We start from the raw sequence: 24,082 nt of genomic DNA on the forward strand, positions 1-24,082 counted from the left end.
GGGGTGACGGCCGCCTGGTCCTGCTGGTCGCGGCCCTCGCGGGCGTGGACATCACGCAGGGCACGGCCGCGGTCGGCGCGCCCGAGGTCTGGAAGGCGCTCACCGGACGGGCCGACCCGGCGGACGCGTCCGTCGTCATCGCCTCCCGGCTGCCGAGAATGCCAGCGTGGCCGGTGCGGCGTTCGCGGGGCCGCGATCAGTTCCGTCCTCGTGTTCGGGCTGGCCGCGCGGGGAGGGTTCCAGCAGAACCGCCTCGTCCTCGTCGGCTTCGGCGTCGCCACCGGGGCGTCCGCCCTGATCAGCCTGCTCATCATCCTCACCGACCCGTTCAACGCGACGATGGCGCTCACCTGGCTGTCGGGCTCCACCTACGGGCGGACCCTGCCCGACGTGACGCCCCTCGCGGCCGTACTCGCCGTGGGCCTGCTCGTCGCATCCCTGCGGCGCACCGAGCTCGACCTCGTGTCGCTCGACGAGGACACCCCGAGGCTTCTGGGGCTCGGCCTGAGCCGGGGACGCCTCGGCTTCCTGACGCTGGCCGTCCTGCTCAGCGCCACCGCCGTGGCCGCCGCGGGGACGATCGGTTTCGTGGGACTGGTGGCACCGCACGCGGCCAGGGCCCTGGTGGGCCGGCAGCACGCCCGGGTGGTGCCGGTCGCGGTGCTGCTCGGCGCGACGCTTGTGTGTACGGCGGACTTGCTGGGCCGTACGGTCATCGCGCCGGCCCAGCTGGGCGCCGGCCTGATGACGGCGGTGATCGGTACGCCGTACTTCTTGCACCTGCTGGTGCGCAGCCGACGGTAGTGCGCGAAAGCGCTCCGCAGGGACGACGGTTCGACGCTGCGGGTCCGTCGTGGCTGGTCGCGCCCGCGCGGCGGAGCCGTATATGTCACAGCCCCGCGCCCCTCACGGGGCGCTGGTCGAGCCGTACCTCGACACAGATCCGCGCCCCTTGAGCTGACGGGGCGCGGTACAGCGCCGGATCTCGCCTACTCCGCTTAGGATCCGGACCCCATCCATGTGCCCGCGTGAGAGCAGCGGGTCGCCCTCAGCGAACAGGAGCCCTCGTGATCTCCGCCGTCGTCATGCCCGAACCCGGTGCACCGCTCGAAGTTCGCTCGTTCGCCCGGCCCGAACTGGAGCCGGGTGCGATCCTGCTGCGGACCCTGGGAAGCGAGGTGTGCGGCACGGACGCGCATTTGTGGAAGGGGCAGCTCGCGGGTGTGCCGTACCCGATCATTCCCGGCCACGTCAGTGTGGGGCGGATCAGCGCGCTGGGACCGGGCGAGGTGCCTCGGGATGTGAACGGAGCTCCGCTGCGGGTCGGGCAGACCGTGACGTTCCTCGACGTGTACGGGACCTGCGGGCGCTGCTGGTACTGCACCGTCGCCCATGCGACCACCCGTTGCCCGGAGCGGAAGGTCTACGGGGTCACCCTCTCGGCCGACGACGGACTGCTGGGCGGCTGGGGAGAGTACATCCATCTGAAACCGGGCGTCCACGTGATCCCGCTGCCCGACGAACTCGACTGGCGCGCGTTCCTCTCCGGAGGCTGCGGCATGCCTACCGCGCTGCACGCCGTGACGCTCGGCGAGATCGCCTTCGGTGACACGGTCGTGGTCCAGGGCTCAGGGCCGGTCGGCCTGTGCGCCGCCGTGCTCGCCCAGCTGCGCGGCGCCGGCAAAGTGATCGTCATCGGCGGCCCGGAGTCCCGCCTGGCCGCGGCGACACGGTTCGGCGCCGACACCGTCACGGACATCGGCACCACCACGCCCGACGAGCGGATCGCGGCAGTACAGGAAGCGACCGGAGGGCGCGGCGCGGACGTCACGATCGAGGCGACCGGCGTGCCCTCGGCGGTGCCCGAGGGCATGCGGCTCACCCGGGACGCCGGGCGGTACGTGATCGTAGGCCAGTACACCGACACCGGTGAGGCGACCTTCAACCCCCATCTCGACCTGAACCAGAAGCACTTGGACATCCGCGGCTGCTGGGGCAGCGACGTGGGGCACGTCTACCGGGCGGTCCAGGTCATGGCCCGGTACGGGCAGATCTTCCCGTGGACCGACCTCATCACCAGGGAGTACGGCCTCGCCGAGGCGCAGGCCGCGCTGGAGGACGTCGCGGCCCAGCGGGTGGTGAAGGCGCTCATCGTGCCGCGGCAGGAATGAGACTGTGAGTCACAGGCTCGCCGCGTGATCGGGGACGTAGGTCTGCAGATCGCGCGGCGGGCGCTCGTAGCCCGTCGACGCAGGCCGCTCCGGCAGCTCAAGGACCGGCGGCGGCACCTCGTGGTACGGCACGGAGTCCAGCAGGTGGGCGATCATGTTCAGCCGGGCCCGGCGCTTGTCGTCGCTCTCGACGACGTGCCAGGGCGCCTCGGAGATGTCGGTGTGCACCATCATCTCGTCCTTGGCCCGGGAGTACGCCTCCCAGCGGGTGATCGACTCCAGATCCATCGGCGAAAGCTTCCAGCGTCGCAGCGGATCCTCCAGCCGGCGCCGGAAGCGCTCCTGCTGCTCGGTGTCGCTCACCGAGAACCAGTACTTGCGCAGCAGGATCCCGTCCTCCACCAGCATCCGCTCGAAGATCGGGCACTGGCGCAGGAACAGCTGGTACTCCTCCTTGGTGCAGAAGCCCATCACATGCTCGACTCCGGCGCGGTTGTACCAGGACCGGTCGAACAGCACGATCTCCCCGGCGGCCGGCAGATGCTCGACGTACCGCTGGAAGTACCACTGGGTGCGCTGGCGCTCGGTCGGCGTCGGCAGCGCCGCGATGCGCGCGACGCGTGGGTTGAGGTGTTCGGCGACCCGCTTGATGGTGCCGCCCTTGCCCGCCGCGTCCCGGCCCTCGAAGACGACGACCAGCCGGGCGCTCTCGGCGCGCACCCACTCCTGCACTTTCACCAACTCGGTCTGCAGGCGCAGCAGTTCCTTTTCGTATGCCGCGCGCGGCACCTTCGCCGCCTTCTTGCCGGTCATGCCGCCTCCAGTGCCCGGTTGCCTACGTCAATGACCTCAACGTAATCGACGTCGTCACTGGTGCCCTGGTGCGGGGAAGAGGGTTCCGTCCGCGCTGCGGGTCAGGAGGGGGAGGCGTTCTCCCTGTGACTCGAGCCGCGACTCGACGGGGCGCCGGTCGGCTCCGAGGAACGGGCCTGCTCGGAGACGTCGAACTCCACGTCCACGACTCCCTCCACGGCTCGGATCAGCCGTGCCGCCACCGGGACCAGGGAGGTGTCCTTGATGCGTCCACTCAGCGTCACGACCCCGTCCCGTACTGCCACGCGTGCGGCTGACGTCGGCGCGGGGAAGAGGTACGACACCACTTCCCGGCGTACCTCCTCCGCGATGTCATCGTCTTCGCGCAGGAATACCTTCAGCAGGTCGGCGCGACTGACGATGCCCTGCAGCATGCCCAACTCGTCGACGACCGGGAGCCGTTTGACCTTCGCGTGTGCCATGGTCCGCGCGGCCTGGGCGAGCGTCTCGTCCGCGTGGACGGTGAGGGCCGGAGAGGTCATCAGCTCCCCGGCGGTCACCGCGCCGGCCTTCGCGAGGTCGGACAGGCGCTTCAGCTGGGTGGCCCGGTCGGGGTCGCTGTCGCGGAACTCCTCCTTGTGCAGCAGGTCGGCCTCCGAGACGACCCCGACCACCCGGCCCTCGCCCTCCAGGACGGGCACGGCGCTGACCTTCCAGTCCTGCATCATCCGCACGATCTCCTTGAAGGAGGCGCCACGGCCGATGGCGGCCACGGTGTGGGTCATCACGTCGCTGACGATGTGCGGGGTGCCGTACATGGTCTCTCCTTGGGTGGGGTCGTCGTCGCTCCGATGCGTCGGCGCGGTCACAGGAGGCTCCCGCTGCCGTACGGGGCGTACAGGTCGAGCAGCCGCGTGCGGGCCGAGCGCAGGCGGTGGGCGAGGACCTCGCCCACCCACTGGGTGACGGCATGGCCGAACGCGGGGTCGTCCTTGCACATCGAGCGGATCGCGGTGGCGTCGAACTCGTAGGCGCGCACCGGGCTGGTCGCCGTCGCGCCCAGGTGCCAGGCGTGCGGGGCGAACAGCCAGGACCAGCCGATGAGTTCGTTGTGCCGGAGGGTCTCGATGACGGCCGCGCGGCGGCCGGGCACGTGCATGTCGAGGTCGACGCTGCCGGTACGGATGATCCAGAACCGGTCGGCGCGGCCCCCCTCCTCGAAGAGGCGCGTGCCCTCGGGGAACGACACCTCCCGGGCAAAGCGCATCAGCCGCTGCCGGTGCTCGGTGGGCAGCGCCTGCAGCATGCCGGCCGTGGCGGGAGCGTTCATGACATGCCTCCAGTCAGGGGCGTACGGAACCTGCCACTTCCAGAGTGCTCCTGTGTCCTGCGGCGGGCGATGGGCCACTCGGCCCTATGGCTGGGCTGCCCGGCACCGCGTCCGGGCCCTTCGGGGTTCGGCCTGCGGGCGACGGCCTCGGGCATACGGGCCAGGGCCTCACGTGGAGCGCAGGTCCAGCATCAGATTTGCGGCGCGGCCTGCGGTCATTGCCTCCAGCCGGGTCGCGAGGGGCGGCGCAGTGCAAAAGGGACAACGGGTCGTTCTCCAACCGGACCGGGACTCATGGCCCTCACCCTCCAGCCTCATCCGGCTCAGTGTGGGTGGAAGAACGTAGGCACCGCTGCACCAGGCGAAGGACGGGCCGACCGATGAACCCCAATGACGGATTCCGCGAACTCGAGCGGCAGGAGTGCCTGCGGCTGATGGCCACGGTGCCCGTCGGCCGCATCGTCTACACGCGCCGGGCCCTGCCCGCCGTGCTGCCGGTGAACTTCGGCCTGGACGGCGACGGCACGGTCCTGCTGCGTACCTCCGCAACCTCGGAACTGGTCCGCGCGATCGACGGCGCCGTGGTCGCCTTCGAGACCGACGACGTCGACGCGGACCGGCACTCCGGCTGGAGCGTCGTCGTCACGGGCACGGCCACGGTCGTGACCGATCCAGCCGAGCACGAACGCCTGGCCCGCACCGGCCCGGACTCCTGGGTGCCCGCGCAGCGGGAGCTCTTCGTCCGTATCGAGCCCGAGCTGGTCACCGGGCGTGAGCTTGTCGGTGGACGCACTCTGTATGGAGTGGGCCTCACCCGCTGAACGTCTCGAGTGTTGTGAGCGGTTCCTTCCCATGACCGGTATGGGCCGGTCGGCCCTGTCGGGTACTCGGCGGAACGAGGGAGGGTGGGGACGTACGTACGGACCCGCATGCACCTCCGACCGAACCCGATCCGGAAGGGACTCCATGATGTCCGTCGACAACCAGCAGGCGCCGACGCCACCCCCAGCCTCCGGCCGGGTGGACCCCGATCTCGCTGCGCTCGCCGACGACGAGCTGAGGACGCTGGACGCCCACTGGCGCGCCGCGAACTACCTGTCCGTCGGCCAGATCTACCTCATGGCGAACCCCCTGCTGACCGAGCCGTTGCGCCCCGAGCACGTCAAGCCGCGCCTCCTCGGTCACTGGGGCACATCGCCCGGGCTGAACCTCGTGTACACCCACCTCAACCGTGTCATCCGGGCCCGTGACCTGGACGCTCTGTGCATCTGGGGCCCCGGTCACGGCGGCCCCGCGGTGGTCGCGGGCTCCTGGCTGGAGGGCTCGTACACCCAGACCTATCCCGACGTCACGCGGGACGCCGCCGGGATGGCGCGGCTGTTCAAGCAGTTCTCGTTCCCCGGCGGTGTCCCCAGCCACGTCGCGCCCGAGACGCCCGGCTCCATCCATGAGGGCGGCGAACTCGGCTATTCCCTCTCGCACGCCTACGGGGCCGCCCTGGACAACCCGGACCTGCTGGTCGCCTGCGTGATCGGCGACGGCGAGGCGGAGACCGGCCCGCTGGCCGCGTCCTGGCACTCCAACAAGTTCCTCGACCCCGTGCACGACGGGGCCGTCCTGCCGATCCTCCACCTCAACGGCTACAAGATCGCCAACCCGACGGTGCTCGCCCGGCTCCCGGAGTCGGAGCTCGACGAGCTGCTGCGCGGTTACGGCCACGACCCGCTCCACGTCACCGGCGACGACCCGGCCGCCGTCCACCAGGCGATGGCGCAGGCCATGGACACCGCACTGGACCGCATCGCCGAATTCCAGCACGCCGCACGCGCGGGCGGCGCGACCGAGCGCCCCCGCTGGCCGGTGATCGTGCTGCGCACCCCCAAGGGCTGGACCGGCCCGGCTCAGGTCGACGGACTGCCGGTGGAAGGCACATGGCGCTCCCACCAGGTCCCGCTGTCCGCCGTCCGCGACAACCCGGAACACCTGCGGCAGCTGGAGGCGTGGCTGCGTTCGTACCGCCCCGAGGAGCTGTTCGACGAGCAGGGCAGCCCCGTACCCGACGTCCTGGCCTGCGTCCCGGACGGCGCCCGCCGCCTGGGCACCACGCCGCACGCCAACGGCGGACTGCTGCTGCGCGAACTGCCTCTGCCCTCGCTGGAGCGCTACGCCGTCCCCGTCGACAAACCCGGCGCGACCCTGCACGAACCCACCCGCGTCCTCGGCGAGTTGCTGAAAGACGTCATGCGGAACACCGCCGACCGGCGTGACTTCCGCCTCGTCGGCCCCGACGAGACCGCCTCCAACCGCCTCCAGGCCGTGTACGCCGCCAGCGGCAAGGCGTGGCAGGCCGGCACCCTGGACGTGGACGAACACCTCGACCGGCACGGCCGGGTGATGGAGATCCTCTCCGAACACACCTGCCAGGGCTGGCTGGAGGGCTACCTCCTGACCGGCCGGCACGGACTGTTCTCCTGCTACGAGGCGTTCGTGCACATCGTCGACTCGATGGTCAACCAGCACATCAAATGGCTGCGCGTGACCCGCCGGCTGCCCTGGCGCGCCCCCATCGCCTCCCTCAACTACCTGCTGACCTCGCACGTCTGGCGCCAGGACCACAACGGTTTCTCGCACCAGGATCCCGGTTTCGTCGACCACATCATGAACAAGAGTCCCGAGGCCGTACGGGTCTATCTGCCGCCGGACGCCAACACGCTGCTGTCCGTGGCGGATCACGCGCTGCGCAGCCGCGACTACGTCAACGTGATCGTGGCCGGCAAGCAGCCCTGCTACGACTGGCTTTCGATGGACCAGGCCGTCGCGCACTGCGCGCGGGGCGCCGGGGTCTGGGAGTGGGCCGGCACCGAGAACGGCACCCGCGAGCCGGACGCGGTACTGGCCTGCGCGGGCGACGTGCCCACCCAGGAGGTGCTGGCCGCAGCCCAGCTGCTGCGTCGGCACCTGCCCGAGTTGTCGGTACGGGTCGTCAATGTCGTCGACATCGCCCGGCTGATGCCGAGCGAGGAGCACCCGCACGGCATGACCGACTTCGAGTACGACGGGCTCTTCACGCCGGACAAGCCGGTGATCTTCGCCTACCACGGCTACCCGTGGCTGATCCACCGCCTGGCCTACCGCCGTACCGGCCACAAGAACCTGCACGTGCGCGGTTACAAGGAGATCGGCACCACGACCACGCCGTTCGACATGGTGGTCCGCAACGACATGGACCGCTACCGCCTGGTCATGGACGTCATCGACCGCGTGCCCGGCCTCGCGGTACGCACCGCCGCCGTACGCCAGCGGATGCAGGACGCGCGCCAACGCCACCACGACTGGATCCGCGAGCACGGCACCGACCTGCCGGAGGTCGCCGACTGGTCGTGGGACGGCTGACCGATGCCGACAGGGCCCGGACCGGGGGCCTTTCGGCCCACCTGTCCGGGCCTTGGGGCCCCTCCGACGGGCATCGACGACGCGGCACATTGAAAGCACAACAGACGCAACCAGAGCACGGGAGAACGAGAGTCGCCCACATCCGGCGCGTCGCACCCCTCGAAAGGGATGAGCATCATGGCAGTGCACGACCACCCCCACCGGCATCTGGGATTCCGCTTCCCGTCTCTGCGCGGGACCGGGGCGGCTCACGCCACCGCCGGTGAGACGACCGCCGCCGCGACGGCGACCCGTGCGTACGTGTTCGCCGGGCTCCGCCTGCTGACCGGTTTCGTTTTCCTGTGGGCCTTCCTCGACAAGACCTTCGGCTTCGGCTACGCCACCCCGTCCGGCAAGGGCTGGATCGACGGCGGCTCGCCGACCATGGGCTTCCTCAGTGGCGTGGCCGTCGGCCCGATGGAGTCCACTTTCCACGACTGGGCCGGGGCGGCCTGGGCCGACTGGCTGTTCATGCTCGGCCTGCTCGGCATCGGCCTCGCCCTGATCGCGGGCATCGGCCTGCGGCTCGCCGCGGTCGCCGGCACCGCCATGATGGCGCTGATGTGGATCGCCGAGTGGCCGCCGGCAAAGCACCTCTCCGACGGCTCGGCGAGCATGTCCACCAACCCGTTCGCCGACTACCACCTCGTCTACGCCGTCGTCCTCATCGCGCTGGCGGCCGCGGGCGCCGGGGCCACCTGGGGGCTGGGCAAGGCGTGGGCACGGCTGCCCTTCGTCAGCCGCAACCGCTGGCTCCTCTGAGGGCCGGATGCTCCACGGACCGGGGCACCTCCGCTCGTCGGCGGAGGTGCCCCGGTCGTCTTGTGCCACCGGCGGCCGGCTCGGCATGACGTGCCCAACGGCCCGGCACAGCAGGGACGTACGGCACGCTCCGGGGACGCCGACAGGCCCTCCCGGCAGGCATGGCGGGCGACGAGTATCGGAAACGCAGAGATCCTGCGGGCAGAAGTTCCACGTGCGGAGTGAGGGAGAGACCGGCCATGACGGTAACGGTGACAGCTGGACCCCGGGTGGCAACCGAGGCATGGCGGGGCTTCGCCGGTACGCACTGGCGGGACCAGGTCGACGTACGCGACTTCATCCAGGCCAACTACACGCCGTATGAAGGCGATTCGACGTTCCTGGCCGGGCCGACCGAGCGCACGCTCGCTGTCTGGGGCAAGGTCGCGCGGCTGTTCCCGGAGGAGCGGCGCCGGGGCATCCTCGACGTGGACACGGGCCTCCCGTCCACCATCACCTCGCACCGGCCGGGCTTCATCGACCGCGACCGCGAACTGATCGTCGGCCTGCAGACGGATGCCCCGCTGCGGCGGGCGATCATGCCCAACGGCGGCCTGCGGATGGTCGAGAACGGGCTGAAGGCGTACGGCTACAAGGCCGACCCCTTCGTCAAGCGGGTCTTCAGCACCTACCGCAAGACCCACAACGACGGTGTTTTCGACGCCTACACCCCCGAGATGCGCGCCGCCCGCAAGGCCGGAATCATCACCGGGCTGCCGGATGCCTACGGCCGCGGCCGGATCATCGGCGACTACCGTCGGGTCGCGCTCTACGGCACCGACCGGCTGATCGAGGCCAAGCGGGCCGAGCTGGCCCGGCTGGACGCGCAGCCCTCCACCCCGGACGTCATCCGCGACCGCGAGGAACTGGCCGAGCAGGTAAGGGCGTTGGGAGAGCTGACCCAGATGGCGGCCTCGTACGGCTGCGACGTCTCCCGCGCCGCGGCCACCGCCCACGAGGCCGTGCAGTGGCTCTATCTCGGCTTCCTGGCGGCGGTGAAGGAGCAGAACGGTGCCGCGATGTCGCTGGGCCGCACCTCCACCTTCCTGGACGTCTACCTCCAGCGCGACCTGGAGGAGGGGACCCTCGACGAGCCCCGGGCCCAGGAGCTGATCGACGACTTCGTGATCAAGCTGCGGATCGTACGGTTCCTGCGCACTCCCGAGTACGACGCCCTGTTCTCCGGTGACCCGACCTGGGTGACGGAGTCCATCGGTGGCATCGGCACCGACGGCCGCCCGCTGGTCACCCGCACCTCCTTCCGCTTCCTGCAGACCCTCTACAACCTCGGCCCGGCACCCGAGCCCAACCTGACCGTGCTGTGGTCGCCGGGGCTGCCCTCCGGCTTCAAGGAGTTCTGCGCCCAGGTCTCCATCGACACCAGCGCGATCCAGTACGAGTCGGACGACCTGATGCGCCCGCGCACCGGCGACGACACCGCGATCGCCTGCTGCGTCTCGGCGATGGCGGTGGGCAAGCAGATGCAGTTCTTCGGTGCGCGGGTCAACCTCGCCAAGGCCCTGCTGTACGCGATCAACGGCGGCCGGGACGAGATGACCGGCGAGCAGATCGCCCCCGCGATGCCTGCCCTGACCGGCGAATACCTGGACTACGAGGAGCTGTCGGCGGCGTACGACCGCATGCTGGGCTGGCTGGCGGCCACATACGTCAACGCGCTCAACGTCATCCACTACATGCACGACAAGTACGCCTACGAGCGCATCGAGATGGCGCTGCACGACCACCCCGTGCACCGCTTCATGGCGTGCGGCATCGCCGGCCTGTCGGTGGCGGCAGACAGCCTCTCGGCCGTCAAGCACGCGCGCGTGAAGGTCATCCGGGACGCGACCGGGCTGGCCGTCGACTACCAGGTCGAGGGCGAGTACCCGGCGTACGGCAACAACGACGACCGCGCGGACGCGCCGGCCGCCAATCTGGTGCGGTCGTTCATGGCGAAGGTGCGCCGGCATCCGACGTACCGGAACGCCGAGCACACGCAGTCGGTGCTGACCATCACGTCGAATGTGGTGTACGGCAAGCACACCGGCAACACCCCCGACGGCCGGCGCGCGGGCGCCCCGTTCGCACCGGGCGCCAACCCGATGAACGGCCGGGACCGGCACGGCGTGGCCGCCTCCGCGCTGTCGGTGGCCAAGCTCCCGTACGAGCAGGCCCGCGACGGTATCTCGCTGACCACCACGATCACGCCCGAGGGGCTGGGTCACGACCCGGACGAGCGCGCCGCACACCTGGCCGGGATCCTCGACGCGTACATGGCCTCCGGCGGCTTCCACATGAACGTGAACGTCCTGGACCGGGCGACCCTCGAGGACGCCATGGAACACCCGGAGAAGTACCCGGAGCTGACGGTCCGCGTCTCCGGTTACGCGGTCAACTTCGTCCGCCTGACGCGCGAGCAGCAGCTCGACGTGATCAGCCGCACCTTCCATGGATCGCTGTGAGCACCACGATCGAGCCGGTGACGGGCCGGGTCCACTCCTGGGACCTGTCCACGGGGGTGGACGGTCCCGGGACCCGGTTCGTCCTGTTCCTCAGCGGCTGTCCGCTGCGCTGCCTGTACTGCGCGAACCCGGACACCTGGCACATGCGCGACGGCAAGCAGACGACGGTGGACGAGGTGATGGCCGAGATCGAGAAGTACCGCCCCTTCATCACCACCGCGGGCGGGGGAGTAACCCTCACCGGCGGCGAGGCCCTGCTCCAGCCCGCCTTCACAGCCGAGATCTTCCGCCGCTGCAAGGAACTCGGCCTGCACACGGCGCTCGACACCTCCGGCTTCCTCGGCGCCCGCGCCACCGACGAACTCCTCGCCGACACCGACCTGGTCCTGCTCGACATCAAGTCCTTCGACATCCGCACCTACCGCAAACTGACCGGCGGCGACCTCGTCCCCACCCTCAACTTCGCCACCCGCCTGGACCGACTCGCCGTCCCGGTCTGGATCCGCTACGTCCTGGTACCCGGCTGGACCGACGACCCGACTGCCGTCGACGGCCTCGGCACATTCCTCGCCGGCCTGTCCAACGTCGACCGCGTGGACGTCCTGCCGTTCCACAAGCTCGGCGCCCACAAGTACGACGGGCTGGGCATCCCGTTTCCGCTGCGGGACACGCCGACGCCGGACACGGAGTTGACGGAACGGGTGCGGGAGCAGTTCCGCGAGCACGGGTTGCGGGCGGTCTGAACGAGGACCGATCTCAGTCCAGGTGGGTGCGCCAGGCGTGCGCGAGAGCGTCTCGGGATGACGGGGTGCCGGGGCGAGTAGGGCCGACCGGCCCTGGTTCTTCGGTCCGGAATCGCGCAGGATCTGGGGTAGACAGGAACGTTGCCACCATGCGGGCGAACAGGCAGAGCAAGCAGAAAAAGGAGTTTCCGATGGCGGACGGCGAGCAGCCCGGACCCGACAACCCGATCCGGGTCTTCCTGCTGGACGATCATGAGGTGGTACGGCGAGGGGTGCACGACCTGCTGAACGACGAGCCGGACATCACCGTGGTCGGGGAGGCCGCCAATGTCGAGCAGGCACTGGTCCGCGTGCCCGCGCTGCGCCCCCAGGTCGCGGTGCTCGATGTGCGGCTGCCGGACGGCGACGGGGTGACCGTGTGCCGGGAGCTGCGCTCGCGGATGCCGGAGCTGGCCTGTCTGATGCTGACCTCGTTCGACGACGAGGAGGCGCTGCTGGACTCGATCATGGCGGGGGCGTCCGGGTATGTGCTGAAGCAGATCCAGGGCTCGGACCTGGTGTCGGCCGTCCGTACGGTGGCCAAGGGCCAGTCCCTGCTCGACCCCAGCGCCACCGCCAAGCTGATGGCCCGGCTGCGCCAGGGCCAGGAGCCGGAGCCCGAGCCCGACGCCCTGCCGGGACTGACCGAGCGGGAGCGGGAGATCCTGGCCCTGATCGGGGAGGGACTGACCAACCGCCAGATCGGCCAGCGGCTCTACCTCGCCGAGAAGACGGTGAAGAACCACATCTCCCGGCTGCTGGCCAAACTCGGTGTGGAGCGGCGCATCCAGGCCGCAGTCATCGCCACCCAGGCCCAGGACCGGCTGAAGCAGGAAGGCCGCTGACGGCACGCGGCGAGCTGGTGGCCTGACGTCCCCCGGCTCGCCCCGTACCCCGTACGGACCGAGCTCGATCGCATGCCCGGTCACCAGGCCGGCGCAGCGGCACGTCCACACCTGGCTCATCGGGGTACACGGGGATGCAGACCCGCTGCGCGCCGGTGGCGTGTGAGGAGGATGTCATGGCTTCGCGACAGGGACATCTGGACGAGAAGGCTGTGAGGGGGCTGGTGGCCGAGGCTGCCGCTGCTCCGTCCATGCACAACGCGCAGCCGTGGCGCTTCCGCTACCTGACCGGCGAGCGCGTCCTGATGTTGCGGGGCGACCCCGAGCGGGCCATGCCCCACTCCGATCCCGACAACCGGGCGCTGCACATCGGCTGCGGGGCGGCACTGTTCAACCTGCGCGTCGCCGCCGCGCACGCGGACCTCGTGGCTCAGAGCCGGCTGCTGCCCGAGCCCGGCGACCCGCTGGCCCTCGCCGCCGTCCAACTGTCCGATGACGCCGAAGGCGCGCGGGACCAGGACCTGGCACGACTGCACCCGGCGATCCGCCAACGGCACACCAGCCGCCATCCCTTCGCGGAGAAGGACGTCCCCGAGGACGTACGGGCCACCCTGAGGGACGCCGCCGAGCGTGAGGGTGCCGTACTGCTCTTCCCCGGACCCTGGCACGCCGAGACCGTGTTCGACCTGATCCGCGACGCCGAGAGCCGGGACACCTTGGAGCCGGACGCGAACGAGGACCTGGCCCGCTGGACCCGGCTCGGGCCGGAGGCGGACACGGCCGTCGACGGAGTCCCCGAGTACGCGTTCGGGCCTCGCAAGCGAAACGGCAGGGCCCCCGTACGGGACTTCGCCGGACGCCGACCCGTCGCGGACCGCGGAACCACCACCTTCGAGCACACCCCGCGCCTGGCCCTGCTGAGCACTCCCGGAGACGGCCCGGCCGACTGGCTGCGCGCAGGGCAGGCCCTGGAGCGCGTACTGCTGGAAGCGACCCTGGTCGACCTGGCGACGTCTCTGACCTCGCACGCGCTGGAGGACCGCGCGCTGCGGCTGCTGGCCCGCGACCCGGGGTCGGGCGCGGGCCAGGTGCAGATGGTGCTGCGGCTCGGTTACGGACCGAGGGGGCCGGCCACGCCCCGACGCCCGGTGCGGGACGTACTGGAGATCGTGTAAACGACGCGGCACTTCGGCTGGTTGGCCATGACGTTGTTCAGCGGCCCCGGCATGTTGCTCCAAGCGGCCCCGGGCCGCGGGGTTTCCGCATCTTTCCGACGTCCCGAAGCGGCTCCGGGAAACGGTCTGATGTGAGACCAGCAGAGGCATCGAGTGTGGTGATTCGCGCGCTCTGGACTGACTCGCCGAGTGCGCACCGCGCCTGTGCACAGGCCCTGACGTCCGCGTGGAGACGGCATCACGAACGCGCAGCCAGTCCGTCCAGGGTGAGGTCGAGCAGGCGTTCGGCCTGCTCTCGTTGTTCGGGCTGTGCTGAGGTGAGGGCGATGCCTGCGAGGGCGGCACCCAGGTCGGTCGGGCTGATGTCGGTACGGATCGACCCGGCGGCTGCGCATGCGTCCATCAGGGCGGTGATGGCGGCCTGGATCATGTCCTGACTGTGGCCGTAGGGATTTTGTCCCGTAGCGGCGATGGAGCGCAGGGCGTCGGCCATGCCGAGTTTGGCGGTGACGTAGTCCAGGAAGAGGCGTGTCCACGCGCGCAGGGCTTCGTACGGCGGCTTCGCCGCCAGAAGATCGGGAACAGCGTCGCACAGCTGGGCTACTTCATTGCGGTAGACCGCCTCGATCAAAGCCTCCCGGGTAGGGAAGTTGCGGTACAGGGTTGCGCTGCCCACGCCCGCTGCCTGGGCGATGCGCTCCAGGTGCGCATCCAGCCCCTCCTCGGCGAACACGCTCACCGCAGCCGTAAGGATCTTGTCCCGGTTGCGTCGCGCGTCAGCGCGCAACGGACGTTGTGCGTCTTCGGTCATCGGCGGCTGCCGTCCCCTCTCCGGTCTTCTCCAGTTGCTAAGTGGGGGCGTGTCCACTTACTCTCGGATAAGTGGTGGCGCCTCCATTTTCACTGTAGGTCATGGTCTGGCCTGTGTGCGTTCCTCTGGAAGGACTTCTGATCATGTCGGGAATCGAAGGCAAAGTGGTAGCGATCACGGGTGCCAGCAGCGGCATCGGAGCGGCGACGGCGACATACCTCGCCGCCAGAGGGGCCAAGCTCGTGCTCGGAGCCCGACGGGAAGACCGGCTGAACGCGGTGGTGGACCAGATCGCCACGCAGGGCGGCTCAGCCGTGGGAACCGTCGTCGACGTGACGCGCCGGGAAGATCTCAAGCTTCTCACGGACACGGCGATCGACCGGTTCGGCCGGCTCGATGTCCTGGTCTCCAACGCCGGCACGATGGCGGTGTCACCGTTCGACGAGCTGCGCCAGGACGACTGGGACGCGATGGTCGCGACGCACATCACCGGCCTGCTGAACGGCATCGGAGCGGCGCTGCCTGTCTTCCGGCGGCAGCATTCCGGCCAGTTCGTCAACGTGGCCTCCACCGCGGCCTACATCGTGAAAACCCCGCAGAGCGTCTACGCGGCCACCAAGACGGCGGTGAAGGTACTGACTGAGGGGCTGCGGCTGGAGTCCGGTCCCGACCTGCGCGTCACCCTCGTCTCGCCCGGATTCACCAACACTGAGGGTGTGGGTAAGGGAGCGAGCCCCGAGACAGCGGCGGCGATGGTCCGACAGCGCGACGAGATCGCTGTCCCGCCCTCCGCCATCGCATCCGCGATCGGCTACGCGATCGAGCAGCCCGCCGGCATCGACATCAGCGAGGTCGTCGTCCGGCCCACCGTGCAAGCCTGACTGCCGGCAAAAGCAACTCCGCTCGCGTGGGCGGGATCGCAAACAGCCTCTGCGGCGGCCGTCCCGCCCGCTCGGCTCGGTGGCGTACACCGAGTGCGGCAGCCGTACGGGCGGATGAATCCAACCCCCGGGCGTCGCTTCGGTCTGCTCGTCGCCCAGGACCAGGTCGAGGCGGCCCTGGACGACCTGGATGACCGCAGGCAGGACGGACGTGTGTTCGGTCAGTTCCTGGCCGGCGGCGGAGGCGAAGCCGGCCACGCGCAGGGGGTCGTCGCGGTACACGACGCGGAGCTTTGTCAGCAGTGCCACCGCATCAAGTTGAGGCTGTATCAGGTGAGGGTCCTGTGAGTGCCCGCCGAAGCCGTTGCGCGGCGAGATCGAATCCAGCCAAACTGATGTCTGAACCGTCCGTGTCGAGGGGGACTTGTGGGGGAACGGGCCGAAGTATTGTCAGGCCGGTTTTATGACCGAGGCAGACGAGGGTCTGCCTCATGAGCCCGGTCCTGGACACCGCGTTCATACCGCCGCGGGACCGGGAGGAAGTGCTCCGGCACGCGGTGTGGGAATCGATGGTGACGGTCGATATCGAGCACCGTCCTCCGGCTGAGGGCATCTCCGCCCGCGTAGGGCTCGGTGCCGTGGGGCCCATCAGGATCTGTTCGGCGCGGGCGACCGCGGTCACCCTCCGTCGCACGGAGCGGCTCGCCAGAAAGGACGAGGAGCCGGCCGTCACTCTGGGGGTGCAGATGACGGGCAGCAGCCTGGTGGTGCAGAACGGTCGCCAGTGCCTGCTGAGGCCGGGGGACTGCGCCGTCTACGAATCGATCGCTCCCTACACACTTCTCTTCGACGAGGGAGTCGACCACCGCTTCATCCGTTTCCCCCGCGCGGCACTCGCGCTCCCCGACCGGTTGCTGCGCGACATCACCGCGGTCCCCTTGGGATCCGACAACCCCATTGCGCGCCTCGCCTTCACCTACTTCTCCCAACTGGCCGTCAGCGACGAACTGCAGCACGGTGTGCACGCCGACGCCGTCGTGGAACCCAGCGTCGAACTCCTCCGTGCCGTCCTGGCGTCCCAGCACGGCAACTCCAGCCTGGCCACGGGGCCGTTGGAGGCGACACTCAGCCTGCGGATCACTCAGTACCTCCGGGCCCACCTGGCTGATCCCGATCTGTCGGCGGCACGGATCGCTGCCGCACACGGCATCTCCGTACGTCATCTCTACGCGGTGCTGTCCCGGTCGGGCATCAGCCTCGGAGACTGGATCCGCACACGCCGCCTGGCCGCATGCAGGCGAGAACTGGCCGGCCCGAACGGGCGGCTGCGGACCATCGCAGCGATTGGACGAAGGTGGGGCTTCGTGGACGCGACCCACTTCAGCAAGGTGTTCAAACAGGCGTACGGAATCTCGCCTCGCGCCTGGCGCGACCAGAACCACCCCCGCTCCCCCTCGTGAGGGTCTCTGCCGCGGGCTGGCTGCAACCGGGCCGTCTGGCTCCGGGAGGCCCTGGTCACGGTCGGCGCTCGCGACATGCGCCGCCGCGGGTCGCCAAGCGCGGGCTCTGAACTCATGCGGCTCGCCGCGAGCCGGAACCGGAGGCCGACCGCGTCCGGCCCGCGGTCGTCGGGACTGCCGCCGGTGTGGCCCGCCGCCGGTAGACCAGGTACGGCCGGGTCAGGTAGCCGATCGGGGCGCTCCACACATGCACGAGCCGGGTGAACGGCCAGGCCGCGAAGAGCAGGAAGGCGGTCAGGGCGTGCAGCTGGAACAGCAGCGGGGCTCCCGCGATGGCCTCCGGCTGAGGCTGGAGGACGAACAGGCCGCGGAACCATACGGAGACGGTGGAGCGGTAGTCGTAGCCGGCGCCGAAGACGTTGTGCGCGGCGGTGGCGGTGATGCCCAGCAGGACGGTGGCGGACAGCAGCGGGAAGAGGAACTTGTCGCTGCGGTCGGTACCCAGGCGGATCTGGCGGGTCAGCAGCCGACGGGCGCACAGCATGCCAAGCCCCGCGACCATGGCGACACCCGCAACTGAGCCTGCCCATACGGCAGTTGTGTGGTATGTGTGCTCGCTGATGCCGACGGCCTCGGTCCACGAGTCGGGAATGGCGAGCCCCACGACATGCCCGGCGATCACCATGAACGCGCCCAGGTGGAACAGCGGGCTGCCCCAGCGCAGCCAGCGGTGTTCGAGGAGCTGGCTGGTGCGGGAGGTCCAGCCGAACTGGTCCTGCCGGTAGCGCCAGACGTGCCCGACGGCGAACACGGCGAGGCAGATGTAGGGAACGGCGACCCACAGGAGCAGATCGGCGCCGCTCGCCGAGGCGGAGAGCGAGGTGTTCATCGGGTTCCTTCTGTACGGCTGGTCGGGGCGGTCGGCTGCACTCGGGTCGGCGGAGCGGGCATCGGCGGCACGAAGGTGCCCGGCGGGGCGAACTCCCCGTCCCCGTACGTCCCGTAGGGGTCGAGGCCGACTTCCTCGTTCGGCGGGCCCTCCGCAACGAGCTGGGCCACCGCCGCACGGTCCGCCTCGGTGGGCGGCGGCAGCAGGGTGAGCAGCGCGGCCAGGACGTGCCGGTACGGGGAGTCGGCGTCGGTCAGGGCGCGGTGGATCAGCTCAAGACCGCGCCGGTGTTGGCGCAGCGGTGCCTCACCACCACCGGGGCCCGTCAGGGCGGCGAACTCAAGGACGACCGGCAAGTGATCGGGCAGTTCGCCGCCGTCGGTGTCCCAGCCCGCCGCCCGGTAGCGCTGGTTGAGGGTGAGGAGGGCCATGCCCCGGCGACGGGTGTCGCCGTGCAGGTAGTAGGTGAGGTAGAGGCTGCTCTTGCGGCGCAGGTCGAACATCTCGACGTAGTGGCGCTCCAGGACCTCCGGTTCCTGGTCGGTGAACCAGGTGGTGAAGGCGGCCAGGTGGTCGGCGGCGGGCGAGGGCGGCAGCGCCTCGACGGTCGTGGTCAACACCGGTCGGGCGGTGGCCAGCTCGGCGTCCGGGTACTGCAGGAGCAGCGAGCACAGGCGCAGGAGCAGGGTGCGTGCCTCGGCCTCCTCGGGGGTGAGGCGGGCGGGGCGACGTACGGCCGCCCGGACGCGGGTGCGGACGATGGCGGGAATCGTGGCGGGGAGCGGGCTCACGGACGGCCTCCGGCAGGGGCTTCGGGCACACGGCGGCGCAGGGTGGGGATGCCGAGCATCACCTTGCGGTCGGACGGTTCGTCCGCGGACTCCACCGGGCAGCGGTTCTCCATCGCGGTGAGCGCGGCGGCGTCCTCTTTGTGGGCGGCGGGGACGACGTACCGGTCCTGGTACTTGGCCACGGCGAGGAGCCGGTGCAGGTCCTCTGCCTCGCGGACGGTGAGTCCGACGGCCTTCAGCGCCGCCTCGTCGCCGTCCTCACCGAGGGTGCGTTCGCGCATGTACGAGCGCAGGGCGGTGAGCTTCATCAGCACGCCGGCGACGACGTCCGTGTCTCCGGCCGTGAAGAGTTCCGCCAGGTACTCCAGCGGGATGCGCAGCCGGGTGACGGCGGCGAAGACGTGGTCGGGGTCGTCCTGGTTTCCGCCCGCCGCGTCGACGGCGTCCAGGACGGGGGAGAGCGGGGGCACGTACCAGACCATGGGCATCGTGCGGTACTCCGGGTGCAGCGGCAGCGCGACCTTGTACCGCATGACCAGGTCGTACACGGGGGAGTGGCGGGCGGCGTCCAGCCAGTTATCCGGGATGCCCGACTCGCGTGCTGCGGCGCGCACTTCGGGGTCGTGCGGGTCGAGGAAGACGCCGCGCTGGGCGTCCAGCAGGTCCTGCTCGTTCGGGGTGGCCGCCGCCTCGCCGACGCGGTCGGCGTCGTACAGCAGCAGACCCAGGTAGCGCAGTCGTCCCACGCAGGTCTCGGAGCACACCGTCGGCTGGCCGGCCTCGATGCGCGGGAAGCAGAAGGTGCACTTCTCCGCCTTGCCAGTGGCGTGGTTGACGTACACCTTCTTGTACGGGCATGCCGTCACGCACATCCGCCACCCCCGGCAACGATCCTGATCGACCAGGACGATGCCGTCCTCGACCCGCTTGTACATCGCACCCGACGGACAGGCCGACACACAGGCCGGGTTGAGGCAGTGCTCGCACAAGCGGGGGAGGTGGAAGAGGAAGGTCTGCTCGAACTCGAACTTGACCTTCTGCGCCCACTCGCCGGTCAGGTTCGGGTCGCCGCCGGCATTCTCGGGGGCGCCGCCCAGGCCGTCCTCCCAGTTGGCGCCCCAGGTGATGGACGTGGGTTTGCCGGTGAGGACGGAGCGCGGGCGGGCGACCGGTATGTCCTTGCCGGCCGGGGCGTTGACGAGGTTGTCGTAGTCGTAGGTGACCGGCTCGTAGTAGTCCTCGATGCTCGGCAGGTCGGGGTTGGAGAAGAGGGACAGGAGCCGCTTGATCCGGCCGCCGGAGCGCAGGACGAGGCGTCCGCGCTTGTCGAGCATCCAGCCGCCCTTCCACTGCTCCTGGTCCTCGTAGCGGCGGGGGTAGCCGACGCCGGGCTTGGTCTCGACGTTGTTGAACCAGGCGTACTCGACGCCGGTGCGGTTGGTCCACGTCTGCTTGCAGGTGACCGAGCAGGTGTGGCAGCCGATGCATTTGTCGAGGTTCATGACCATCGCGATCTGTGCCATCACGCGCATGTCAGTACTCCACATCCTGGGACCGCCTGCGGATGACGGTGACCTCGTCGCGCTGGTTGCCGGTCGGGCCGTAGTAGTTGAAGGCGTAGGTGAACTGGGCGTAGCCGCCCGCGAGGTGGGTGGGCTTGAGCAGGAGCCGGGTCAGGGAGTTGTGGATGCCGCCGCGCTTGCCGCTGACCTCGGTCTTCGGGACGTTCACGTTGCGGTCCTGGGCGTGGTACATGTACACGGTCCCCTCGGGCATGCGGTGGGTGACCACGGCCCGGGCGGCGACGACGCCGTTGCGGTTGTACGCCTCGATCCACTCGTTGTCCTTGACGCCGATCTTCTCGGCGTCGGCGGTGGACATCCAGATCACCGGGCCGCCGCGGGACAGATCGAGCATGTACCTGTTGTCCTGGTAGTTCGAGTGGATGGACCACTTGGAGTGCGGGGTCAGATAGCGGACCGTGACCTCTGCGCGGTCGCCGCCGAGTTCCTCGTTTCCGTAGTGCCGGGGTGTGTTCAACGGCGGCCGGTAGACCGGGAGTTGCTCACCCATCTCGCTGATCCAGTCGTGCTGGACGAAGAAGTGCTGGCGGCCGGTGAGGGTGTGCCAGGGCTTCTTGTGCTCGGTGTTGATGACGAAGGGCGAGTAGCGGCGCCCGCCGGTCTCCGAGCCCGACCACTCGTACGACGTCATCACGGCCCGGGGCTGGGTGCGGGTGTCGGCGAAGGTGATGCGCTCCGCCTCGCGCTCGGAAGCCAGTTCCACCAGGCCCTCGCTACCGGTCTGGCGCTGAAGCTCACGGAAGCCCTCGGTGGCCAGCCGTCCGTTGGTGGTGCCGGACAGGGCGAGGACGGCCTCGCACATGTCGGTGGCGGTGGCGAGGGAGGGGCGCCCGGCGGCGATTCCGTCCCGGACCGTTCCGTTGCGCCGGCGCAGCTCGTCCAGCTCCTGGTTCGGGTGGACGGTGATGCCCTTGGTGGTGGTGCCCAAGGTGTCCAGCAGGGGGCCGACCGCGCGCATCTTCTGCGCCACGGCGGCAAAGTCCCGTTCGATGACGACAAGCTTCGGCATCGTCCGCCCCGGGATCGGCTCGCACTCGCCCGTCTTCCAGTCCCGTACCACCCCGCCCGGCTGGGCGAGTTCGTCCGGGGTGTCGTGCAGCAGCGGCACCGCGAGTACGTCGGTACGGGTGCCCAGGTGCTCGGCGGCCAGGTCGCTGAACCTGTCGGCGATGGTCAGGAACGTGTCGTAGTCGGTGCGGGCCTGCCACGGAGGGGAGATGGCCGGGGTGAAGGCGTGCACGAAGGGGTGCATGTCCGTGCTGGACAGGTCGTCCTTCTCGTACCAGGTCGCGGCCGGCAGCACGACGTCGGCGAGCAGGCCGGTCGACGTCATCCGGAAGTCCACGGTGACCAGCAGGTCGAGCTTGCCCTCGGGGGCCTCGTCCCGCCACACCACGTCCTTCGGGCGGCCCTCGTGCGGTGTCTCCTCGGAGCGGACCGCGGCGTCCGTGCCCAGCAGGTGCCGCAGGAAGTACTCGTTGCCCTTGCCGGAGGAGCCCAGCAGGTTCGCCCGCCAAACGGTCAGTACGCGGGGGAAGTTGGCGGGATCGTCCGGGTCCTCGGCGGCGAACCTCAGGCTTCCGGTTTTGAGTTCGTCGACGATGTGCTCGGCGACCTCGCGCCCTTGAGCCGCCGCCTCGTCGGTCAGGTCGAGCGGGTTGCGGTTGAAGCCGGGGTGGCCGGGCGTCCAGCCCAGCCGCACGGCCTGCGCCAGGCAGTCGGCGAACGCCTTGCCCTTGAACCGCCCGTTGCCGAGCGGCGAGGCCAACTCGTCGGGCCCGAAGGCTTCGTACCGCCACTGGTCGGAGTTCAGGTACCAGTACGAGGTGCCCGCCATGTGCCGGGTGGGCCGCTGCCAGTCGAAGGCGAAGGCCAGGTGCTGCAGGCCGGTGATGGGGCGGATCTTCTCCTGGCCGACGTAGTGCGCCCAGCCGCCGCCGTTCACGCCCTGGCAGCCGGTCATCGTCACCAGCGCCAGGAACGCCCGGTAGATGGTGTCGGAGTGGAACCAGTGGTTCGTGCCGGCTCCCAGAGCGATCATCGAACGGCCCTGCGTCCGCTCCGCGTTGCGGGCGAACTCCCGGGCGATACGGGCCGCTTGCTCGGCCGGGACGGAGGTGATGGTCTCCTGCCAGGCGGGGGTGTACGGCTCCGTCGCGTCCTCGTACGACGACGGCCAGCTGCCCGGCAGCCCCGGCCGCTTCACCCCGTACTGGGCGAGCATCAGATCGAAGACGGTGGTGACGAGCCGTCCGCCGATCCTGCGGACCGGAACGCCCCGGACCATGAACGAACCGCCCTCGGTGCCGCCCTCGTCGAACCTGGGCAGCGCGATCTCGGCGGTGTCCTCGGCGCGGTCGATGAGAGTCAACTCTGGTACGACATCGCCCAGTTCAAGATTCCAGCGGCCTTGCCCGGCTTCCCCCCACCGGAAGCCGAGCGAGCCGCCGGGGACCACCGGTTCACCGGTGGCCGCGTCCAGGAGGACCGTCTTGAACTCGGCATGCTCGTCCTCATGGCCGAGATCGGCGGCGGTCAGGAACCCGTCGGGGACGAGTCCGTGGTCGTGCTCGCGCAGGGTCACCAGGAACGGCGCGTCGGTGAACTTGCGCATGTAGTCCTGGAAGTACGGCACTTCGCGGTCGACGAGGAACTCGCGCAGAATGACGTGGCCCATGGCCATCGCCAGCGCGCCGTCCGTGCCGGGGTGCGGGGCGAGCCACTCGTCGGCGTGCTTGACGTTGTCCGCGTAGTCGGGGCTGACCGCGACGACCTTGGTGCCGTTGTAGCGGGTCTCGGTGAGGAAGTGCGCGTCGGGCGTACGGGTGACCGGGATGTTGGAGCCCCACATGATCAGGTAGCCCGCGTTCCACCAGTCAGCCGCCTCGGGGACGTCCGTCTGGTCGCCGAAGACCTGCGGGGAAGCGATCGGCAGGTCGGCGTACCAGTCGTAGAAGGACAGCAGCGTGCCGCCGATCAGCGACATGAAGCGGGCGCCGGCCGCGAAGGAGGCCATCGACATGGCGGGGATGGGGGAGAAGCCGGCGACGCGGTCGGGGCCGTACTGCTTGATGGTGTGCACGTGCGCGGCGGCGACCAGCTCGCTGACCTCGTCCCAGTCGGCGCGTACGAGGCCGCCCTTGCCGCGGGCCCGTTTGTAGGCGCGGGCCTTCGCGGGGTCGCCGGTGATCTCGGCCCAGGCGGCCACCGGGTCGCCGAGGCGCTTGCGGGCCTCGCGCCACAGCTTCAGCAACGCGCCCCGCACGTACGGGTAGCGAACCCGGCTGGGCGAGTACGTGTACCAGGAGAACGACGCCCCCCGCGGGCAGCCGCGCGGCTCGTACTCGGGGCAGTCCGTGCCGATCGACGGGTAGTCGGTGGCCTGGTGCTCCCAGGTGATGATGCCGTCCTTGACGTACACCATCCAGGAACAGGAACCGGTGCAGTTCACCCCGTGCGTGGAGCGCACCACCTTGTCGTGCGCCCAGCGGTCCCGGTAGAAGCCCTCCCACTGCGGATCGCCCGTGCCGAACACGGCGCGTCCGTCGGCCGACACCTCGCGTCGGGTGAGGAGTCGCCGGGCGGCCAGCGGCCAGCCTTCACCGGCGCGCGACTCCTGGCGTCGTGCGTTCTGATCGTTCTCCATGGCCCGGAACGCTATGTGTCGCGCGCCGCCTCGCACCTGGGTCCGGCGGTCCCTGCCGGGCGACCTTCCGGCCCACTCTGAGCGGCCGTAATAGGGCCCAATGGTCCCGGTGGTGGGTCCGGTCGGCCGGGGAGCCGGTCGGGGTCGGCGTTGCATGCTGGCCTTGATCGAACCGCAGGTGCCCAACTGTCTGTACGACCGCATTCCGTG

At 70.0% G+C, this 24,082-nt stretch carries 19 protein-coding genes and 1 pseudogene; 12 read left to right on the plus strand and 8 right to left on the minus strand.

Annotation, left to right across the window (positions count from 1 at the left end; genetic code table 11):
- Positions 1-160 precede the first annotated feature (160 nt).
- Both ACFYO0_RS19485 and ACFYO0_RS19490 read left to right on the plus strand, forming a co-directional pair.
- Positions 161-804: pseudogene (locus tag ACFYO0_RS19485) on the plus strand (iron chelate uptake ABC transporter family permease subunit); the annotation flags it as partial.
- Between the two features lie 263 nt (positions 805-1,067).
- Positions 1,068-2,171 (plus strand): zinc-binding dehydrogenase, encoded by a 1,104-nt coding sequence (locus ACFYO0_RS19490; RefSeq protein WP_388677162.1) that lies wholly within the window; start codon positions 1,068-1,070, stop codon positions 2,169-2,171.
- Between the two features lie 9 nt (positions 2,172-2,180).
- On the opposite strand, the gene ppk2 is transcribed toward ACFYO0_RS19490, so the two are convergent.
- From ppk2 to ACFYO0_RS19505, 3 genes are all read right to left on the minus strand, one after another.
- Complete coding sequence (gene ppk2 / locus ACFYO0_RS19495) at positions 2,181-2,984, minus strand: polyphosphate kinase 2 (RefSeq protein ID WP_388677165.1); 804 nt, start codon at positions 2,982-2,984, stop codon at positions 2,181-2,183.
- A gap of 101 nt (positions 2,985-3,085) precedes the next feature.
- The gene (locus ACFYO0_RS19500) at positions 3,086-3,802 is read right to left on the minus strand and encodes a CBS domain-containing protein (protein WP_388677609.1); all 717 of its coding nucleotides are present in this window, start codon (positions 3,800-3,802) and stop codon (positions 3,086-3,088) included.
- Positions 3,803-3,849: 47 nt separating this feature from the next.
- Positions 3,850-4,314, minus strand: coding sequence for a Crp/Fnr family transcriptional regulator (locus ACFYO0_RS19505; RefSeq protein WP_388677167.1), 465 nt, complete (start codon positions 4,312-4,314; stop codon positions 3,850-3,852).
- A gap of 380 nt (positions 4,315-4,694) precedes the next feature.
- Here ACFYO0_RS19505 and ACFYO0_RS19510 point away from each other — a divergent pair, with 380 nt between their 5' ends.
- From ACFYO0_RS19510 to ACFYO0_RS19540, 7 genes are all read left to right on the plus strand, one after another.
- Entirely contained in the window at positions 4,695-5,135 is a 441-nt protein-coding gene (locus ACFYO0_RS19510; protein WP_388677170.1) for a pyridoxamine 5'-phosphate oxidase family protein, read from the plus strand.
- A gap of 148 nt (positions 5,136-5,283) precedes the next feature.
- The gene (locus ACFYO0_RS19515) at positions 5,284-7,707 is read left to right on the plus strand and encodes a phosphoketolase (protein ID WP_388677612.1); all 2,424 of its coding nucleotides are present in this window, start codon (positions 5,284-5,286) and stop codon (positions 7,705-7,707) included.
- 177 nt (positions 7,708-7,884) lie between these two features.
- A complete protein-coding gene (locus tag ACFYO0_RS19520) occupies positions 7,885-8,508 on the plus strand; it encodes a hypothetical protein (RefSeq protein ID WP_388677173.1) in 624 nt (207 codons plus the stop codon).
- Between the two features lie 239 nt (positions 8,509-8,747).
- Complete coding sequence (pflB, locus tag ACFYO0_RS19525) at positions 8,748-11,009, plus strand: formate C-acetyltransferase (protein WP_388677175.1); 2,262 nt, start codon at positions 8,748-8,750, stop codon at positions 11,007-11,009.
- Positions 11,006-11,752, plus strand: coding sequence for a pyruvate formate-lyase-activating protein (gene pflA / locus ACFYO0_RS19530; RefSeq protein ID WP_388677178.1), 747 nt, complete (start codon positions 11,006-11,008; stop codon positions 11,750-11,752). The genes pflB and pflA overlap by 4 nt, the downstream gene beginning before the upstream one ends.
- A gap of 191 nt (positions 11,753-11,943) precedes the next feature.
- Positions 11,944-12,636, plus strand: a complete 693-nt coding sequence (locus tag ACFYO0_RS19535; protein WP_388677180.1) for a response regulator — start codon at positions 11,944-11,946, stop codon at positions 12,634-12,636.
- Between the two features lie 176 nt (positions 12,637-12,812).
- Positions 12,813-13,811 carry an Acg family FMN-binding oxidoreductase gene (locus ACFYO0_RS19540; protein WP_388677183.1) on the plus strand — a complete coding sequence of 333 codons (999 nt, stop codon included), beginning with the start codon at positions 12,813-12,815 and terminating at the stop codon, positions 13,809-13,811.
- 238 nt (positions 13,812-14,049) lie between these two features.
- Here ACFYO0_RS19540 and ACFYO0_RS19545 read toward each other — a convergent pair whose 3' ends face one another.
- Positions 14,050-14,622, minus strand: coding sequence for a TetR/AcrR family transcriptional regulator (locus tag ACFYO0_RS19545; RefSeq protein ID WP_388677185.1), 573 nt, complete (start codon positions 14,620-14,622; stop codon positions 14,050-14,052).
- Positions 14,623-14,765: 143 nt separating this feature from the next.
- On the opposite strand from ACFYO0_RS19545, the gene ACFYO0_RS19550 reads away from it, so the two are divergent.
- The 3 genes from ACFYO0_RS19550 (at position 14,766) to ACFYO0_RS19560 (ending at position 16,963) form a co-directional block, all read left to right on the plus strand.
- A complete protein-coding gene (locus ACFYO0_RS19550; RefSeq protein ID WP_388677188.1) occupies positions 14,766-15,503 on the plus strand; it encodes an SDR family oxidoreductase in 738 nt (245 codons plus the stop codon).
- A gap of 114 nt (positions 15,504-15,617) precedes the next feature.
- Positions 15,618-15,851 (plus strand): hypothetical protein, encoded by a 234-nt coding sequence (locus ACFYO0_RS19555; RefSeq protein ID WP_388677190.1) that lies wholly within the window; start codon positions 15,618-15,620, stop codon positions 15,849-15,851.
- A 143-nt stretch (positions 15,852-15,994) separates the two neighbouring features.
- Positions 15,995-16,963: a helix-turn-helix domain-containing protein gene (locus ACFYO0_RS19560; protein ID WP_388677193.1), complete on the plus strand. Its 969-nt coding sequence runs from the start codon at positions 15,995-15,997 to the stop codon at positions 16,961-16,963.
- A gap of 112 nt (positions 16,964-17,075) precedes the next feature.
- Here ACFYO0_RS19560 and narI read toward each other — a convergent pair whose 3' ends face one another.
- From narI to ACFYO0_RS19580, 4 genes are read right to left on the minus strand one after another with little or no spacing between them, the layout of a single operon-like run.
- Positions 17,076-17,852 (minus strand): respiratory nitrate reductase subunit gamma, encoded by a 777-nt coding sequence (gene narI / locus ACFYO0_RS19565; RefSeq protein ID WP_388677196.1) that lies wholly within the window; start codon positions 17,850-17,852, stop codon positions 17,076-17,078.
- Positions 17,849-18,643, minus strand: coding sequence for a nitrate reductase molybdenum cofactor assembly chaperone (narJ, locus tag ACFYO0_RS19570; RefSeq protein ID WP_388677199.1), 795 nt, complete (start codon positions 18,641-18,643; stop codon positions 17,849-17,851). The genes narI and narJ overlap by 4 nt, the downstream gene beginning before the upstream one ends.
- Positions 18,640-20,175, minus strand: a complete 1,536-nt coding sequence (gene narH / locus ACFYO0_RS19575; protein WP_388677202.1) for a nitrate reductase subunit beta — start codon at positions 20,173-20,175, stop codon at positions 18,640-18,642. The genes narJ and narH overlap by 4 nt, the downstream gene beginning before the upstream one ends.
- Before the next feature lies 1 nt (position 20,176).
- The gene (locus ACFYO0_RS19580) at positions 20,177-23,872 is read right to left on the minus strand and encodes a nitrate reductase subunit alpha (protein WP_388677204.1); all 3,696 of its coding nucleotides are present in this window, start codon (positions 23,870-23,872) and stop codon (positions 20,177-20,179) included.
- Between the last annotated feature and the right edge of the window lie 210 nt (positions 23,873-24,082).

It is taken from the genome of Streptomyces sp. NPDC006365 (assembly GCF_042870755.1).
GTDB lineage: Bacteria > Actinomycetota > Actinomycetes > Streptomycetales > Streptomycetaceae > Streptomyces > Streptomyces xiangluensis.

What these genes read in the sequence shown, in the direction of transcription:
- ACFYO0_RS19500 (WP_388677609.1), bottom strand. Translation starts at nt 3,802, where the DNA reads ATGTACGGCACCCCGCACATCGTCAGCGACGTGATGACCCACACCGTG.
- ACFYO0_RS19560 (WP_388677193.1), top strand. Translation starts at nt 15,995, where the DNA reads ATGAGCCCGGTCCTGGACACCGCGTTCATACCGCCGCGGGACCGGGAG.
- ACFYO0_RS19520 (WP_388677173.1), top strand. Translation starts at nt 7,885, where the DNA reads ATGGCAGTGCACGACCACCCCCACCGGCATCTGGGATTCCGCTTCCCG.
- ppk2 (WP_388677165.1), bottom strand. Translation starts at nt 2,984, where the DNA reads ATGACCGGCAAGAAGGCGGCGAAGGTGCCGCGCGCGGCATACGAAAAG.
- ACFYO0_RS19505 (WP_388677167.1), bottom strand. Translation starts at nt 4,314, where the DNA reads ATGAACGCTCCCGCCACGGCCGGCATGCTGCAGGCGCTGCCCACCGAG.
- ACFYO0_RS19515 (WP_388677612.1), top strand. Translation starts at nt 5,284, where the DNA reads ATGTCCGTCGACAACCAGCAGGCGCCGACGCCACCCCCAGCCTCCGGC.
- narH (WP_388677202.1), bottom strand. Translation starts at nt 20,175, where the DNA reads ATGCGCGTGATGGCACAGATCGCGATGGTCATGAACCTCGACAAATGC.
- narI (WP_388677196.1), bottom strand. Translation starts at nt 17,852, where the DNA reads ATGAACACCTCGCTCTCCGCCTCGGCGAGCGGCGCCGATCTGCTCCTG.
- ACFYO0_RS19555 (WP_388677190.1), top strand. Translation starts at nt 15,618, where the DNA reads ATGAATCCAACCCCCGGGCGTCGCTTCGGTCTGCTCGTCGCCCAGGAC.
- ACFYO0_RS19510 (WP_388677170.1), top strand. Translation starts at nt 4,695, where the DNA reads ATGAACCCCAATGACGGATTCCGCGAACTCGAGCGGCAGGAGTGCCTG.
- ACFYO0_RS19550 (WP_388677188.1), top strand. Translation starts at nt 14,766, where the DNA reads ATGTCGGGAATCGAAGGCAAAGTGGTAGCGATCACGGGTGCCAGCAGC.
- ACFYO0_RS19580 (WP_388677204.1), bottom strand. Translation starts at nt 23,872, where the DNA reads ATGGAGAACGATCAGAACGCACGACGCCAGGAGTCGCGCGCCGGTGAA.
- ACFYO0_RS19540 (WP_388677183.1), top strand. Translation starts at nt 12,813, where the DNA reads ATGGCTTCGCGACAGGGACATCTGGACGAGAAGGCTGTGAGGGGGCTG.
- ACFYO0_RS19535 (WP_388677180.1), top strand. Translation starts at nt 11,944, where the DNA reads ATGGCGGACGGCGAGCAGCCCGGACCCGACAACCCGATCCGGGTCTTC.
- ACFYO0_RS19545 (WP_388677185.1), bottom strand. Translation starts at nt 14,622, where the DNA reads ATGACCGAAGACGCACAACGTCCGTTGCGCGCTGACGCGCGACGCAAC.
- pflB (WP_388677175.1), top strand. Translation starts at nt 8,748, where the DNA reads ATGACGGTAACGGTGACAGCTGGACCCCGGGTGGCAACCGAGGCATGG.